We start from the raw sequence: 12,212 nt of genomic DNA, 5'->3' as shown, positions 1-12,212 counted from the left end.
ACGGGGAGGTGCGGAACCTCGGGAACCCGCGACCTGGTCGCCGAGCACGCCGGGACGAGTCGCTGCTACCGCGACGAGGTCGCCTTCGAGGAGACGCTGCGCCGGCACGTGACGAAGGGTGACGTGGCGCACGGGTCCGGGAGGCCGAGATGCGTTCCTGGCGGCCGGACCGGGACCCGCTCACGGGCGTCGACGAGCGCACCCCCGACGCGGCGTGCACGGCGCAGCAGACCCTCGCCACGGTCCTCCGCGACTGCGGTCGGGGCTGAGGGCCCAGCTGAGGGCCCCAGGACTCAGGCCAGCGAGACGAGCTCCTGGTAGCCCGCGTTCCACAGGTCCTCCACCCCGTCGGGCAGCAGCACCACCCGCTCGGGGCCGAGCGCCTCGACGGCGCCCTCGTCGTGGGTGACGAGCACGACAGCACCCTCGTAGTGCTTGAGCGCGTCGAGGATCTCGGCGCGCGAGGCGGGGTCGAGGTTGTTCGTCGGTTCGTCCAGCAGCAGCACGTTGGCACTGGAGACGACGAGGGTGGCCAGGGCCAGGCGGGTCTTCTCCCCGCCGGAGAGCACGCCCGCCGGCTTGTCGACGTCGTCGCCGGAGAAGAGGAAGGAGCCGAGGACGGTGCGGACCCGGGTGTCGTCGAGGTCCGGGGAGGCGGAGCGCATGTTCTCCAGCACGGAGCGGTTGACGTCGAGCGTCTCGTGCTCCTGGGCGTAGTACCCGATCTTGACGCCGTGGCCGCCGATGATCTCGCCGGTGTCGGGCTGCTCGACCCCGCCGAGCATCCGCAGCAGCGTCGTCTTCCCGGCGCCGTTGAGCCCCAGGATGACGACGCGCGAGCCGCGGTCGATGGCCAGGTCGACGCCCATGAAGATCTCCAGCGAGCCGTAGGACTTCGACAGCCCTTCCGCCATCAGCGGGGTCTTGCCGCAGGGGGCGGGCTTGGGGAAGCGCAGCTTGGCGACCTTGTCCTGGACGCGGACCTCCTCGAGGCTGCCCAGCAGCCGCTCGGCGCGCTTGGCCATGTTCTGCGCCGCCACGGCCTTGGTCGCCTTGGCCCCCATCTTGGCGGCCTGCAGCAGCAGCGTCCCGGCCTTCTTCTCGGCGTTGGCGCGTTCGCGGATGCGGCGCTTCTCGTCGGTCTCGCGCTGCTTGAGGTAGTTCTTCCAGCCGACGTTGTAGAGGTCGATGGTGGCGCGGTTGGCGTCGAGGTGGAACACCCGGTTGACGACGACCTCGAGCAGTTCGACGTCGTGGCTGATGACGATGAGCCCACCGGCGTAGTTCTTGAGGTGGTCGCGCAGCCAGGCGATGGAGTCGGCGTCGAGGTGGTTGGTCGGTTCGTCCAGCAGCAGCGTCTCGCTGGCGGAGAACAGGATGCGCGCGAGCTCGACGCGGCGGCGCTGACCCCCGGAGAGCGTCTTCAGCTGCTGCTCGAGGATGCGCTCGGGCAGGTTGAGGTTCGCGCAGATCCGGGCGGCCTCGCTCTCGGCGGTGTAGCCGCCGAGGGCCACGAAGCGGGCGTCAAGCTTGGTGTAGCGGTCCATGGCCTTGTCGCGGACCTTGTCGTCCTCGCTGGCCATGTCGACCTCGGCCTTGCGCAGCTTGGCGATGACGTCGTCGAGGCCGCGGGCGGCCAGGATGCGGTCGCGGGCCAGCATCTCGGGATCGCCGGCGCGCGGGTCCTGGGGCAGGTACCCGATCTCCCCGGAGCGGGTCACGGTGCCCGAGGCGGGCTGCCCCTCCCCGGCGAGGACCTTGGTCAGGGTCGTCTTCCCGGCGCCGTTGCGGCCCACCAGTCCGATGCGGTCGCCGGCGGCGACACGGAAGTTCACGCCCTCCATGAGGAGACGGGCCCCTGCACGCAGTTCGATGTCGGACGCGACGATCACGAGGGCAGCTCTCAAGGGTTTCGAACGACGGGGGTCGACGACGATTCTACGGCCCTCGGTACCGGTGCACCGTCCGCTAGGTTTCGGCCCGTGACCTCGCCCACCCGCCGGCGCCCGGCGACCGCCCCCGACGCCGGTCTGCGCCGTCCCGTCGAACCCTCCCGGGACCTGGCCCTCGTCGCCGTCTTCGCCGCCCTGGTGTGCGCGCTGGCCCTCACCCCGGGCATCCCGATCGGGCTGCTGGCCATCCCGATCACGCTGCAGACGTTGGGGATCATGCTCTGCGGTGCGCTGCTCGGCCCGTGGCGCGGGGCGGCGGCCGCGGCGCTGTACCTCGTGGTCGGGGCGGCCGGTGTCCCGGTCTTCGCCAACGGGGGCGCCGGGCTCGGCGTGTTCGCGGGGGCGAGCGCCGGGTTCCTGCTCTCCTACCCCTTCGCCGCCTTCGTCACCGGGCTGATCACCCGCGCGGGGGTGCGTCGCGGGCGCACCGTCCTCGGGCTGGTCGCCGGGACGGTGGTGGGCGGGCTGCTCGTCGTCTACGCCTTCGGCATCCCCGGGATGGCCTGGGGCGGCGGCCTGACCTGGGGGAAGGCCGCTGCGCTCTGCCTCGGCTACGTGCCCGCCGACCTCGTCAAGGTCGTCCTCGCGGTGCTCGTCGCGGCCCCGGTGCACCGCGCCTTCCCCCGCCTGAGCGCCCGCTGAGGTCGCACGTCCCGTGATCCGCCTGGCGGGGGTGCGTGTGGAGGCCGGTGAACGGACCGTGCTGCACCACCTCGATCTCGAGATCGACCCGGCGAGCAGCCCGATGACGGCGCTGATCGGGCCCAACGGTTCCGGGAAGTCCACGCTGCTGCGGCTGCTGGACGGTCTCGTCCTGGCGAACGCCGGTCGGATCACCGTCGACGGGCTCGACCCCGAACGCGAGCTGAAGGCGTTGCGGCGGCGGGTCGGTTTCGTCTTCACCGACCCCGACGCGCAGCTCGTCATGCCGACGGCGGTGGAGGACGTGGCCCTGTCGTTGCGCCGCACGGAGGTCCCCCGCCGTCACCACGACGCCCGGGCCCGGGAGCTGCTGGCCGCCGCGGGGCTGGGCGCCCTGGCCGACCGGTCGGTGCGGGAGGCCTCCAGCGGGCAGCGACAGCTGCTGGCGCTGACCTCCGTGCTGGCGACCGGTCCGCGGGTGCTGCTCTGCGACGAGCCGACGACCCTGCTGGACCTGCGCACCGCCCGCCGGGTCGGCGACGTCCTGCGGAACCCGCCGGCCCCCGTCGCCCAGGTCGTCGTCGCCACCCACGACCTGGACCTCGCCGGACGCGCCGACCGGGTGCTGTGGATCGAGGACGGCCGGGTGCGGGGCGACGGGGGTCCCGCCGAGGTCGTCGCCGCCTACCGCCGGGCCGCCGGGTGAGGCGCGGCCTGCTCGGGGTGCCGCCGCTGCTGGGGGTGGTGGAACCGGGTGACTCCTGGCTGCACCGGACCGCTCCGGGGGTCAAGCTGGCCGCCCTGCTCGTCCTGGGCACGGTGGTCGGGGTGGTGCGGCTGGTGGTCCCGGACGTGGTCGCCGCCGCGGTCCCGGTCGGTCTCGGTGTGCTGGTCGTCGTCCTCGCCCGCGGTGGCGGGCTGCGGGTGCGGCTGCTGCTCGTGCAGGTGCGCCGGGTGTGGGTGCTGCTCCTCGCGCTGGCGCTGGTGCAGCTGTGGAGCGCAGGGCCGCTGCGCGCGGTCGCCACCGTCGCCGGTCTGCTCGCGTGCCTGTGGGCGGCGACGGTCGTGACCGCCACGACGCCCGTCCCGGCGGTGCTGGACACCGTCGTGCGGGCCGCCACGCCGCTGCGCCGCCTCGGGGTGGACCCCGACCGGCTGGCGCTCGGGCTGACCCTGACGATCACCAGCATCCCCGTCGTCGGTCGCCTGCTCGCGGAGTCGCGCGAGGCCGCGGCCGCCCGCGGACTCGGTGGCGACCCGCGGGCGCTGCTCGTGCCGACGCTGGTCCGCACGGTCGCGCACGCCGAGGCGTTGGGTGAGGCGCTGGCCGCCCGGGGGCTCGACTGACCCCACGAGGGCCGGTCACCGTTGGGCCGACCGGGTGATCACGGTGTTGTGGGGCTCAGGACCGAGGGTGACGACTGCCGACAGGTGGTGGAGAGCCTGCGGACTCCTCCGGCGGGACCCATGAGCGGAGAGTTGTGGCATGTCGCGTCTGCGGGACCTGAGGGTCGCCTCGAAGCTGTTCGCCGGCTTCTCCGTCGTGGTGGTCCTGATCGTCACCGTCGGGGCCGTCGGGTTCCTCGGCCTGCGCTCGGCCCAGCACCGGCTCGAGGACATGTACTCCAACAGCGTGGTCTCGGTCAGCACCCTGCAGCAGGTCCAGACCGACTTCGTGCAGAGCCTGAAGAGCCTCGACGACCTCGTCATCGCCTCCGACGACACGCACACCACGGCGGCGGCCGGCGACCTGCGAGCCGCCGACGCCGCCCTGGACGCCGACTGGAAGGCCTACCTGGCCACCGACCCGGTGCAGACCCCGGCGCAGCTCGACGCCTTCGAGACGGCCCTCGCCCAGTACCTCACGGCGCGCAAGGGTCTGGAGGAGATCGCCCAGTCGTTCGACTCCAGCGCCTTCAGCGGTCGGTTCGACGCGACGGTGAAGCCCCTGGAGGCCTCCCTGGAGCAGCAGCTGCGGGAGATGGACGACCGCGAGCTCGCCGCGGCGAAGGCCTCCCGGGAAGCGGGGGCCGCGGCCTACGCCCGTGCCGCCGTCCTGATGGTCGCGACCATCGCCGTCGCCGCCGTGGCCTCGCTGGTCATGGCCACCGTGATCGCCCGCAGCATCGCCCGTCCCCTGCACCGGGTCGTCGCGGTCGTGCGGGGCCTCGCCGAGGGGCACCTCGACGAGCGCGTCGGCCTCACCAGCAAGGACGAGATCGGCGTCATGGCTCAGGCCCTCGACGCCTCCACCGAGCGTCTCGGCTCGGTCATGGCCCAGATCGTCGCGAACTCCTCCACGTTGGCCGCCTCCGCCGAGGAGCTCACCACCGTCGCCACCCAGATGTCCGCCGGCGCCGAGGAGAGCTCGCACCAGAGCCAGGTCGTCTCCGCGGCCACCGAGCAGATCTCCGCGAACATCGGGACCGTCGCCGCCGCCGGCGAGGAGATGACGGCCGCGATCCGCGAGATCTCCGCCTCCACCGCCGACGCCAGCCAGGTCGCCGGCACCGCCGTCGTCGCCGCCCAGGCCGCGGACGAGACCCTCACCCGTCTCGCGGTCTCCAGCCGCGAGATCGGCGAGGTCGTCAAGCTCATCACCTCCATCGCCGGGCAGACGAACCTGTTGGCCCTGAACGCCACCATCGAGGCGGCCCGCGCCGGGGAGATGGGCAAGGGGTTCGCCGTGGTCGCCGAGGAGGTCAAGGAACTCGCGCAGCAGACGGCCCGGGCGACCGAGGAGATCGTCGCCAAGGTCGGTTCGACGCAGGCCGACGCGACCGCCGCCGGGGCCGCGATCGCGGAGATCTCCGAGGTCATCGCCCGCATCGACGCGCTGCAGTCGACCATCGCGGCAGCCGTCGAGGAGCAGTCCGCCACGACGTCGGAGATGGTCCGCAACGTCACCGAGGTCTCCGCCGGCGCCGGCGAGATCTCCGCCACCATGTCCGGGATCGCCCAGGGCGCCGTGGAGTCCGCCAACTCCGCCGGGCACACGGCGACGACCAGCCAGGACGTCTCCCGGGTCGCGAGCGACCTGCAGAGCCTCGTCTCGACCTTCCGGTTCTGACGCCCGCCCAGCTCACGCAGAAGGCCCCCGGACCTGTGGTCCGGGGGCCTTCTGCGTGGAGGGGTCGGCTCAGACGTTGAAGCCGAGCGCCCGCAACTGGTCCTTGCCGTCGTCGGTGATCTTCTCGGGACCCCACGGCGGCATCCACACCCAGTTGATGCGGTGGTCGGCCACCACGTCGACGAGGGCCTGCTGCGTCTGGTCCTCGATGACGTCGGTCAGCGGGCAGGCCGCGCTGGTCAACGTCATGTCGATGGTCGCGACGTTGTCGTCGGAGACCGTCAGCCCGTAGATGAGGCCCAGGTCGACGACATTGATCCCCAGTTCGGGGTCCATGACGTCCTTGAGGGCTTCCTCGATGTCGGCGATGGCCGCCGGCGTCGGCCCGCTGGCCGACGTGGTGGTCGTCGCCGGCGTGGCCGGAGTTTCTGTCTCGCTCACCAGGGCCTCCTCAGGCGTGGGTGAGGAAGCGGTCGTAACCGGATTCCTCGAGGGCGTCGGCCAGTTCCGGACCGCCCTGTTCGGCCACCCGGCCGTTGACGAACACGTGCACGAACTGCGGCTTGATGTAGCGCAGGATCCGCGTGTAGTGCGTGATGAGCAGGACGCCCGGGTTCACGGTCGAGAGCGAGCGGTTCACGCCCTCGGAGACGATCTTCAGCGCGTCGACGTCGAGGCCGGAGTCGGTCTCGTCGAGGATTGCGATCTTCGGCTTGAGCAGCTCCATCTGGAGGATCTCGTGGCGCTTCTTCTCGCCGCCGGAGAAGTGCTCGTTGACGTTGCGCTCGGCGAAGGTGGGGTCCATCTTCAGGTCGTCCATCGCCTGCTTGACGTCCTTGACCCACGTGCGCAGCTTGGGCGCCTCACCGTCGATCGCGGTCTTCGCGGTCCGCAGGAAGTTCGACACGGTGACCCCGGGGACCTCGACGGGGTACTGCATCGCGAGGAACATCCCGGCGCGGGCGCGCTCGTCGACGGTCATCGCGAGGACGTCCTCGCCGTCGAGCGTGACGCTGCCGCCGGTGACGGTGTACTTGGGGTGGCCCGCGATCGAGTAGGCCAGCGTCGACTTGCCGGAACCGTTGGGCCCCATCACGGCGTGAACCTCACCGGAGTTGATGGTGAGGTCGACCCCGCGCAGGATCTCCTTCACGGAGCCGTCGGCTTCGTCGACCGTCACGTGCAGGTCGCGGATCTCCAGGGTGGACATTCAGTTCTCCTCAACGGTTTCTCGCTCGGCGAGCTGGCGTTCGATGGTGGTCATGAGACGCGACGAGACGTCCGGGATCCCGATCTTGTCGACGATGCTCGCGAAGAAACCGCGGACCACCAGTCGACGGGCCTCGTCCTCGGTGATGCCGCGCGACTGCAGGTAGAACAGCTGCTCGTCGTCGAAGCGACCCGTCGCGGACGCGTGGCCGGCGCCGACGATCTGCCCGGTCTCGATCTCGAGGTTCGGCACGGAGTCGGCGCGCGCGCCCTCGGTCAGGACGAGGTTGCGGTTCAGCTCGTAGGTCTCGGTGCCCTCGGCCGCGGCGCGGATGAGGACGTCACCGATCCAGACGGCGTGCGCGCCCTGGCCCTGCAGCGCGCCCTTGTACTCGACGTAGCTCTTGCAGTTGACGGCCTCGTGGTCGACGAACTGGCGGTGCTCGGTGTGCTGACCGGCTCCGGCGAAGTAGACGCCGAGCGCGGTGGCGTCGCCGCCGGGGGCCGCGTAGCTGAGGTTCACCGAGATCCGGACGGCCTTGCCGCCCAGCGAGACGCTGATGTGGCGGACGCGGGCGTCGCGACCGGCCCGCACGTCGTGCTGGCCGATGTGGACCGCGTCGGCGTCCCACTCCTGCAACGACACGACCGTGACCTCGGAGGCGTCGCCCGCGCGGACCTCGACGTTGCCGCGGTGCGCGCCTCCGCCCAGGTGCGAGAGCACGACGAGCGCCTTGGCGTGGTGCCCCGTCTCGACCACGACGTGACCGGCGGTGGTGCGGCCGGCCTCCCCGCGGATGGTGACGAGGACGGGTTCGTCGAGTTCGGCCTCGGCCGGCACCTTCACCAGGTGCGCGACCTCGGTGGAGCTCCAGCCGGCGGCCGCGGCGCGGTCACCGGGCACGAACGCCGACCCCGCGCCGACCTCGGCGAGGGTCCCGGTGCGGTGCTCGACGACGGCGGGGCCGGAGACCTCGACGCTCGCGGCGTTCCCGGCGACCGCGTCCGCGGCCTCGAAGAGCGGGCCGAACTCGCGCAGCGGCGAGAACTTCCACTCCTCCTCGCGACCCGTGGGCACGACGAAGTCGGCCACGTCGAAGGAGGTCCTGCGCTCGGCGCGGGACGCCTCGGGGACGGTCCCGCCACCGTGGCTGTGGGCCCCGGTGGTGTCGCCCTTCTGAGCGGCGCGACTCTCGTCGAGGGCTTCGTTGAGCAGGGTCATCAGCCGACGGCCCCTTCCATCTGCAGTTCGATGAGGCGGTTGAGTTCCAGCGCGTACTCCATGGGCAGTTCCCGCGCGACGGGTTCGATGAACCCGCGCACGATCATCGCCATGGCCTCGTCCTCGGCCATGCCGCGGCTCATGAGGTAGAAGAGCTGTTCGTCGGAGACCTTGGAGACCGTGGCCTCGTGACCCATGACGACGTCGTCCTCGCGGATGTCGTTGTAGGGGTAGGTGTCCGAGCGGGAGATGGTGTCGACCAGCAGCGCGTCGCAGCGCACCGTGGAGGCCGAGTGGTGCGCGCCCTCGAGGACCTGGATGAGCCCTCGGTAGGACGTGCGGCCACCGCCGCGGGCGATCGACTTCGAGATGATCGAGCTCGCGGTGTAGGGAGCCGCGTGGACCATCTTGGCGCCGGCGTCCTGGTGCTGACCCTCACCGGCCATGGCGATGGACAGCGTCTCGCCCTTGGCGTGCTCGCCCATGAGGTAGATCGCGGGGTACTTCATCGTGACCTTGGACCCGATGTTCCCGTCGACCCACTCCATGGTCGCGCCCTCGGCGGCCGTGGCGCGCTTGGTGACCAGGTTGTAGACGTTGTTCGACCAGTTCTGGATCGTCGTGTACCGCACGCGGGCGTTCTTCTTCACGATGATCTCGACGACCGCGGAGTGCAGCGAGTCGCTCTGGTAGATCGGCGCCGTGCAGCCCTCCACGTAGTGCACGTAGGAGTCCTCGTCGGCGATGATCAGCGTGCGCTCGAACTGACCCATGTTCTCGGTGTTGATCCGGAAGTAGGCCTGCAGCGGGATGTCGACGTGGACGCCCTTGGGCACGTAGATGAACGAGCCGCCGGACCACACCGCGGTGTTCAGCGACGCGAACTTGTTGTCGCCCACCGGGATGACGGTGCCGAAGTACTCGCGGAAGAGTTCCTCGTGCTCGCGCAGGCCCGTGTCGGTGTCGACGAAGATGACACCCTTCTCCTCCAGGTCCTCGCGGATCTGGTGGTAGACGACCTCGGACTCGTACTGCGCGGCGACGCCGGCGATGAGGCGCTGCTTCTCGGCCTCGGGGATGCCCAGGCGGTCGTAGGTCGCCTTGATGTCCTCGGGGAGCTCGTCCCAGCTGGTGGCCTGCTTCTCCGTCGAGCGGACGAAGTACTTGATGTTGTCGAAGTCGATGCCGCTGAGGTCGGAACCCCAGTTCGGCATCGGCTTGCGGCCGAAGAGGCGCAGGGCCTTGAGGCGCAGGGCGAGCATCCACTCGGGCTCGTTCTTAAGCGAGGAGATGTTGCGCACGACGTCCTCGGAGAGCCCGCGGCGGGCGGTCGAGCCGGCGACGTCGGAGTCCGCCCAGCCGTAGGCGTACTTGCCCATGCCCTCGAGTTCGGGCGGGCCCGCGGTGGTCTGGGTGTCGGACACGGTGTCGGTCACGAGCGTCGTCCTTCCGTCTGGTCCCCCGTGGCGGTGGCCACGGTGTCGTCTTGCGGGTCGTGCTGGTTCTGGGTCAGCGCCTCGAGCGGTACGAACGAGGTGCAGACGTGGTCGCCGTGCGCGAGCGTGGCCAACCGCTGGACACGGGTGCCGAGGATCCGCTCGAACGTGCGCCGCTCGGCCTCGCACAGCTGCGGGAAGGACTCGGCCACCCGTTGCACCGGGCAGTGCCCCTGGCACAACTGGAGCCCCTCGGCCGCTGTTCCCCGTGCCGCCGGGCGCGAACTGGCCGAGTAGCCCTGGGCGGCCAGCGCCTCGACGAGGGCCTGCACCCGTTCGGGCACCGTCCCCTCCAGGCCGGCGAGGGAGTGCTCCAGCGCGGCGAAGCGCCGGTTCGCGAAGTCCTCGACGGCCTGCGGCCCCTGGACCTCGGCGAGGTAGGCCAGGGCCGAGAGCGCGAGGTCGTCGTAGCCGGCCGGCAGGGCGTCGTGCCCGGCCGAGCCGACCACGTAGTCCTTGGCGGGCCGGCCCCGGCCGCGGCGGGCGTCCGCACGCGGTTCCCGGGTCTCAAGCACCCCTTCGGCCACCATCGGGTCGAGGTGGCGCCGGACGGCGGCGACCGTGAGGCCCAGCAGTTCGGCGATGCGGGCGGCGGTGACGGGACCGAACTCGGCGACGGTCGCCCGCACCCGGGTACGGGTCCGTGCGTCCTCACCAACTAAGGTCGGCCTCACCATTTGCACAACACCCATGTTACCTAATTGGCTGCCGCTCGCCCAACCACCCCACCGGGTGACCTGGCCCACGTGGTCGGGCGGCTACTACCCGGGCTCGTAGACTCAACCCTCGTGGCGATCGGCTCCCCCTCACCCCTGACCCTGGGCGACTTCCGCAAGGACGCGGCCGTCGAGGTGAGCGACCTGCGCAAGACCTACCCCGGCGGCCCCGCCGTGCTCGACGGCCTGTCCTTCCGCGCCGAACGCGGTCGCGTGACGGCCCTGCTCGGCCCGAACGGGGCGGGCAAGACGACGACGGTCGGCATCTGCGAGGGGCTCCAGCGCGCCGACTCCGGCACCGTCCGCGTCCTCGGACTGGACCCGGTCGCGGACGCGGCCACCCTGCGGCCGCGGGTCGGGGTGATGCTGCAGGACGGCGGGTTGCCCAGCGGCGTCGGTGCCCTGGAGGCGCTGCGCCACCTCGCCGGGCTGCACACCGACCCCCTCGACGTCGACGCCCTCGCCGAACGGCTCGGGCTCACCTCCTTCGCGAGGACCCGGGTGCGCCGGCTCTCCGGCGGGCAGCGCCAGCGGCTCGCGACGGCCTGCGCGCTCGTGGGCCGGCCCGAACTGGTCTTCCTCGACGAGCCCAGCGCCGGCCTCGACCCGCAGGCGCGGCTCGCCGTCTGGGACGTCGTGCGCGAGGTGCGGGCCGCGGGGGTGGCGGTCGTGCTCACCACCCACCTCATGGAGGAGGCCGAACGCCTCGCCGACTCCGTCGTCGTGGTCGACCACGGCCGGGCCGTCGCCACCGGCTCCCCCGACGAGCTCACCCGCGGTCCCGCCTCGCTGGCCTTCCGGTCGCGGCCGGGGCTGCCCACCGGGTCCCTGGCCCGCGCGCTGCCGGTCGGCGCGGACGTCTCCGAGGTCGACACCGGCCGGTACCTGGTCAGCGGCATCGACGTCGACCCGCGGGTCGTGGCGACCGTGACCAACTGGTGCGCCACCCACGACGTCCTCGCCGAGGGGGTTGGACCGGTGCGCCGGACGCTCGAGGACGTCTTCCTCGACCTGACCGGGAGGACCCTGCGATGACGTCCGGTGGAACGACCCTCGACTTCACGCCCGCCGGGACCGCGGCGCCGCTGGCCCGCCGGGTGCTGCGCCAGGCCGCGTTCGAGACCAAGGTCTCGTTGCGCAACGGCGAGCAGCTGCTGCTGACCCTCCTCCTCCCCGCCCTGGTGCTCGTCGGGGTCACCCGCGTCACCTCCCTCGACCTCGGTTCCGGCGACCGCCCGGCGCTGGCCCTGGGCGGTGTCGTGGCCCTCGCGGTGGTCTCCACCGCCTTCACCGGACAGGCCATCGGGACGGGGTTCGACCGGCGCAACGGCGTGCTTCGCCTGCTGGCGGCCAGTCCGCTGGCGCGCTCGGGCCTGCTCGTGGGGAAGGTCCTCTCGGTGCTGGCCGTCGTGGTGGTCCAGGTCGTCGTGCTCGGCGTCATCGCGCTGTTCCTCGGCTGGTCCCCCGACGCCGCCGCCCTGGCCGCGGCCGTCCCGGCCGCGCTGCTCGGCGTCGCGGCGTTCACGTCGCTGGGCCTGCTGCTGGCCGGGACGGTCCGCGCCGAAGGCACCCTCGCCGTCGCCAACTTCGTCTGGGTGCTGCTGCTCGCGGGGGGCGGACTGGTGCTGCCGTCCCCGCTCGGCGCGTTCGCCGGGGTACTGCCCTCGGGGGCCCTGGGGACCGCCGTCCGGCAGGCTCTCGCCACCGGCACGGTCGCCGTCGTCCCGCTGCTCGTCCTCGCCGCGTGGGGCCTCGTCGCGGGCCTGGCCTGCGCGCGCTGGTTCCGCTGGGAGTGACACGGGTCCCCGCCCGCCCGGTGGGATCGTTGCCTCCCCGACGTCACCAGGCGTCCTCGGGGAGGCAACGGTCCCACCGCCCGACCCACCGCAGCCACGGCGCGGGAAC

At 72.0% G+C, this 12,212-nt stretch carries 12 protein-coding genes; 6 read left to right on the top strand and 6 right to left on the bottom strand.

Translation table 11 applies throughout. The annotated features are described in order from the left end of the window. Nucleotides 1–293 precede the first annotated feature (293 nt). Nucleotides 294–1,892, bottom strand: coding sequence for an ABC-F family ATP-binding cassette domain-containing protein (locus ACFQ46_RS01425; RefSeq protein WP_328296008.1), 1,599 nt, complete (start codon nucleotides 1,890–1,892; stop codon nucleotides 294–296). Between the two features lie 90 nt (nucleotides 1,893–1,982). Between ACFQ46_RS01425 and ACFQ46_RS01420 the strand changes: the two genes are divergently transcribed. The 4 genes from ACFQ46_RS01420 to ACFQ46_RS01405 all read left to right on the top strand — a co-directional run bounded on the left by ACFQ46_RS01420 (nucleotide 1,983) and on the right by ACFQ46_RS01405 (nucleotide 5,664). Then, the gene (locus tag ACFQ46_RS01420) at nucleotides 1,983–2,594 is read left to right on the top strand and encodes a biotin transporter BioY (RefSeq protein ID WP_380256456.1); all 612 of its coding nucleotides are present in this window, start codon (nucleotides 1,983–1,985) and stop codon (nucleotides 2,592–2,594) included. Between the two features lie 13 nt (nucleotides 2,595–2,607). Then, nucleotides 2,608–3,300 carry an energy-coupling factor ABC transporter ATP-binding protein gene (locus ACFQ46_RS01415; RefSeq protein WP_380256454.1) on the top strand — a complete coding sequence of 231 codons (693 nt, stop codon included), beginning with the start codon at nucleotides 2,608–2,610 and terminating at the stop codon, nucleotides 3,298–3,300. Further along, nucleotides 3,297–3,941: a CbiQ family ECF transporter T component gene (locus ACFQ46_RS01410; RefSeq protein WP_380256452.1), complete on the top strand. Its 645-nt coding sequence runs from the start codon at nucleotides 3,297–3,299 to the stop codon at nucleotides 3,939–3,941. Before ACFQ46_RS01415 ends, ACFQ46_RS01410 begins: the two co-directional genes overlap by 4 nt. A 139-nt stretch (nucleotides 3,942–4,080) precedes the next feature. Beyond that, nucleotides 4,081–5,664 carry a methyl-accepting chemotaxis protein gene (locus ACFQ46_RS01405; RefSeq protein ID WP_380256450.1) on the top strand — a complete coding sequence of 528 codons (1,584 nt, stop codon included), beginning with the start codon at nucleotides 4,081–4,083 and terminating at the stop codon, nucleotides 5,662–5,664. 69 nt (nucleotides 5,665–5,733) lie between these two features. On the opposite strand, the gene ACFQ46_RS01400 is transcribed toward ACFQ46_RS01405, so the two are convergent. From ACFQ46_RS01400 to ACFQ46_RS01380, 5 genes are read right to left on the bottom strand one after another with little or no spacing between them, the layout of a single operon-like run. Further along, nucleotides 5,734–6,105, bottom strand: a complete 372-nt coding sequence (locus ACFQ46_RS01400; RefSeq protein ID WP_380256448.1) for a metal-sulfur cluster assembly factor — start codon at nucleotides 6,103–6,105, stop codon at nucleotides 5,734–5,736. Nucleotides 6,106–6,115: 10 nt separating this feature from the next. Then, entirely contained in the window at nucleotides 6,116–6,874 is a 759-nt protein-coding gene (sufC, locus tag ACFQ46_RS01395; RefSeq protein WP_380256446.1) for a Fe-S cluster assembly ATPase SufC, read from the bottom strand. Further along, entirely contained in the window at nucleotides 6,875–8,095 is a 1,221-nt protein-coding gene (sufD, locus tag ACFQ46_RS01390; protein ID WP_380256444.1) for a Fe-S cluster assembly protein SufD, read from the bottom strand. Beyond that, entirely contained in the window at nucleotides 8,095–9,474 is a 1,380-nt protein-coding gene (sufB, locus tag ACFQ46_RS01385) for a Fe-S cluster assembly protein SufB (RefSeq protein WP_380256786.1), read from the bottom strand. Before sufB ends, sufD begins: the two co-directional genes overlap by 1 nt. A 53-nt stretch (nucleotides 9,475–9,527) precedes the next feature. Then, a complete protein-coding gene (locus ACFQ46_RS01380; protein ID WP_380256442.1) occupies nucleotides 9,528–10,220 on the bottom strand; it encodes a helix-turn-helix transcriptional regulator in 693 nt (230 codons plus the stop codon). 159 nt (nucleotides 10,221–10,379) lie between these two features. On the opposite strand from ACFQ46_RS01380, the gene ACFQ46_RS01375 reads away from it, so the two are divergent. Further along, nucleotides 10,380–11,342: an ABC transporter ATP-binding protein gene (locus ACFQ46_RS01375; protein ID WP_380256440.1), complete on the top strand. Its 963-nt coding sequence runs from the start codon at nucleotides 10,380–10,382 to the stop codon at nucleotides 11,340–11,342. Then, nucleotides 11,339–12,103 (top strand): ABC transporter permease, encoded by a 765-nt coding sequence (locus ACFQ46_RS01370; RefSeq protein ID WP_380256438.1) that lies wholly within the window; start codon nucleotides 11,339–11,341, stop codon nucleotides 12,101–12,103. The genes ACFQ46_RS01375 and ACFQ46_RS01370 overlap by 4 nt, the downstream gene beginning before the upstream one ends. Nucleotides 12,104–12,212 lie beyond the last annotated feature (109 nt).

Origin of the sequence: Kineococcus sp. GCM10028916, from assembly GCF_042674865.1 — a bacterium.
Lineage (GTDB): Bacteria > Actinomycetota > Actinomycetes > Actinomycetales > Kineococcaceae > Kineococcus.
The sequence above is the reverse complement of the archived record's forward strand: the minus strand, read 5'-3'. Positions and strand labels throughout refer to the sequence as shown.

Excerpts from the sequence above, each read along its gene's own strand:
- sufB (WP_380256786.1), bottom strand. The coding sequence starts at position 9,474 with ATGGGCAAGTACGCCTACGGCTGGGCGGACTCCGACGTCGCCGGCTCG.
- ACFQ46_RS01405 (WP_380256450.1), top strand. The coding sequence starts at position 4,081 with ATGTCGCGTCTGCGGGACCTGAGGGTCGCCTCGAAGCTGTTCGCCGGC.
- sufC (WP_380256446.1), bottom strand. The coding sequence starts at position 6,874 with ATGTCCACCCTGGAGATCCGCGACCTGCACGTGACGGTCGACGAAGCC.
- ACFQ46_RS01370 (WP_380256438.1), top strand. The coding sequence starts at position 11,339 with ATGACGTCCGGTGGAACGACCCTCGACTTCACGCCCGCCGGGACCGCG.
- sufD (WP_380256444.1), bottom strand. The coding sequence starts at position 8,095 with ATGACCCTGCTCAACGAAGCCCTCGACGAGAGTCGCGCCGCTCAGAAG.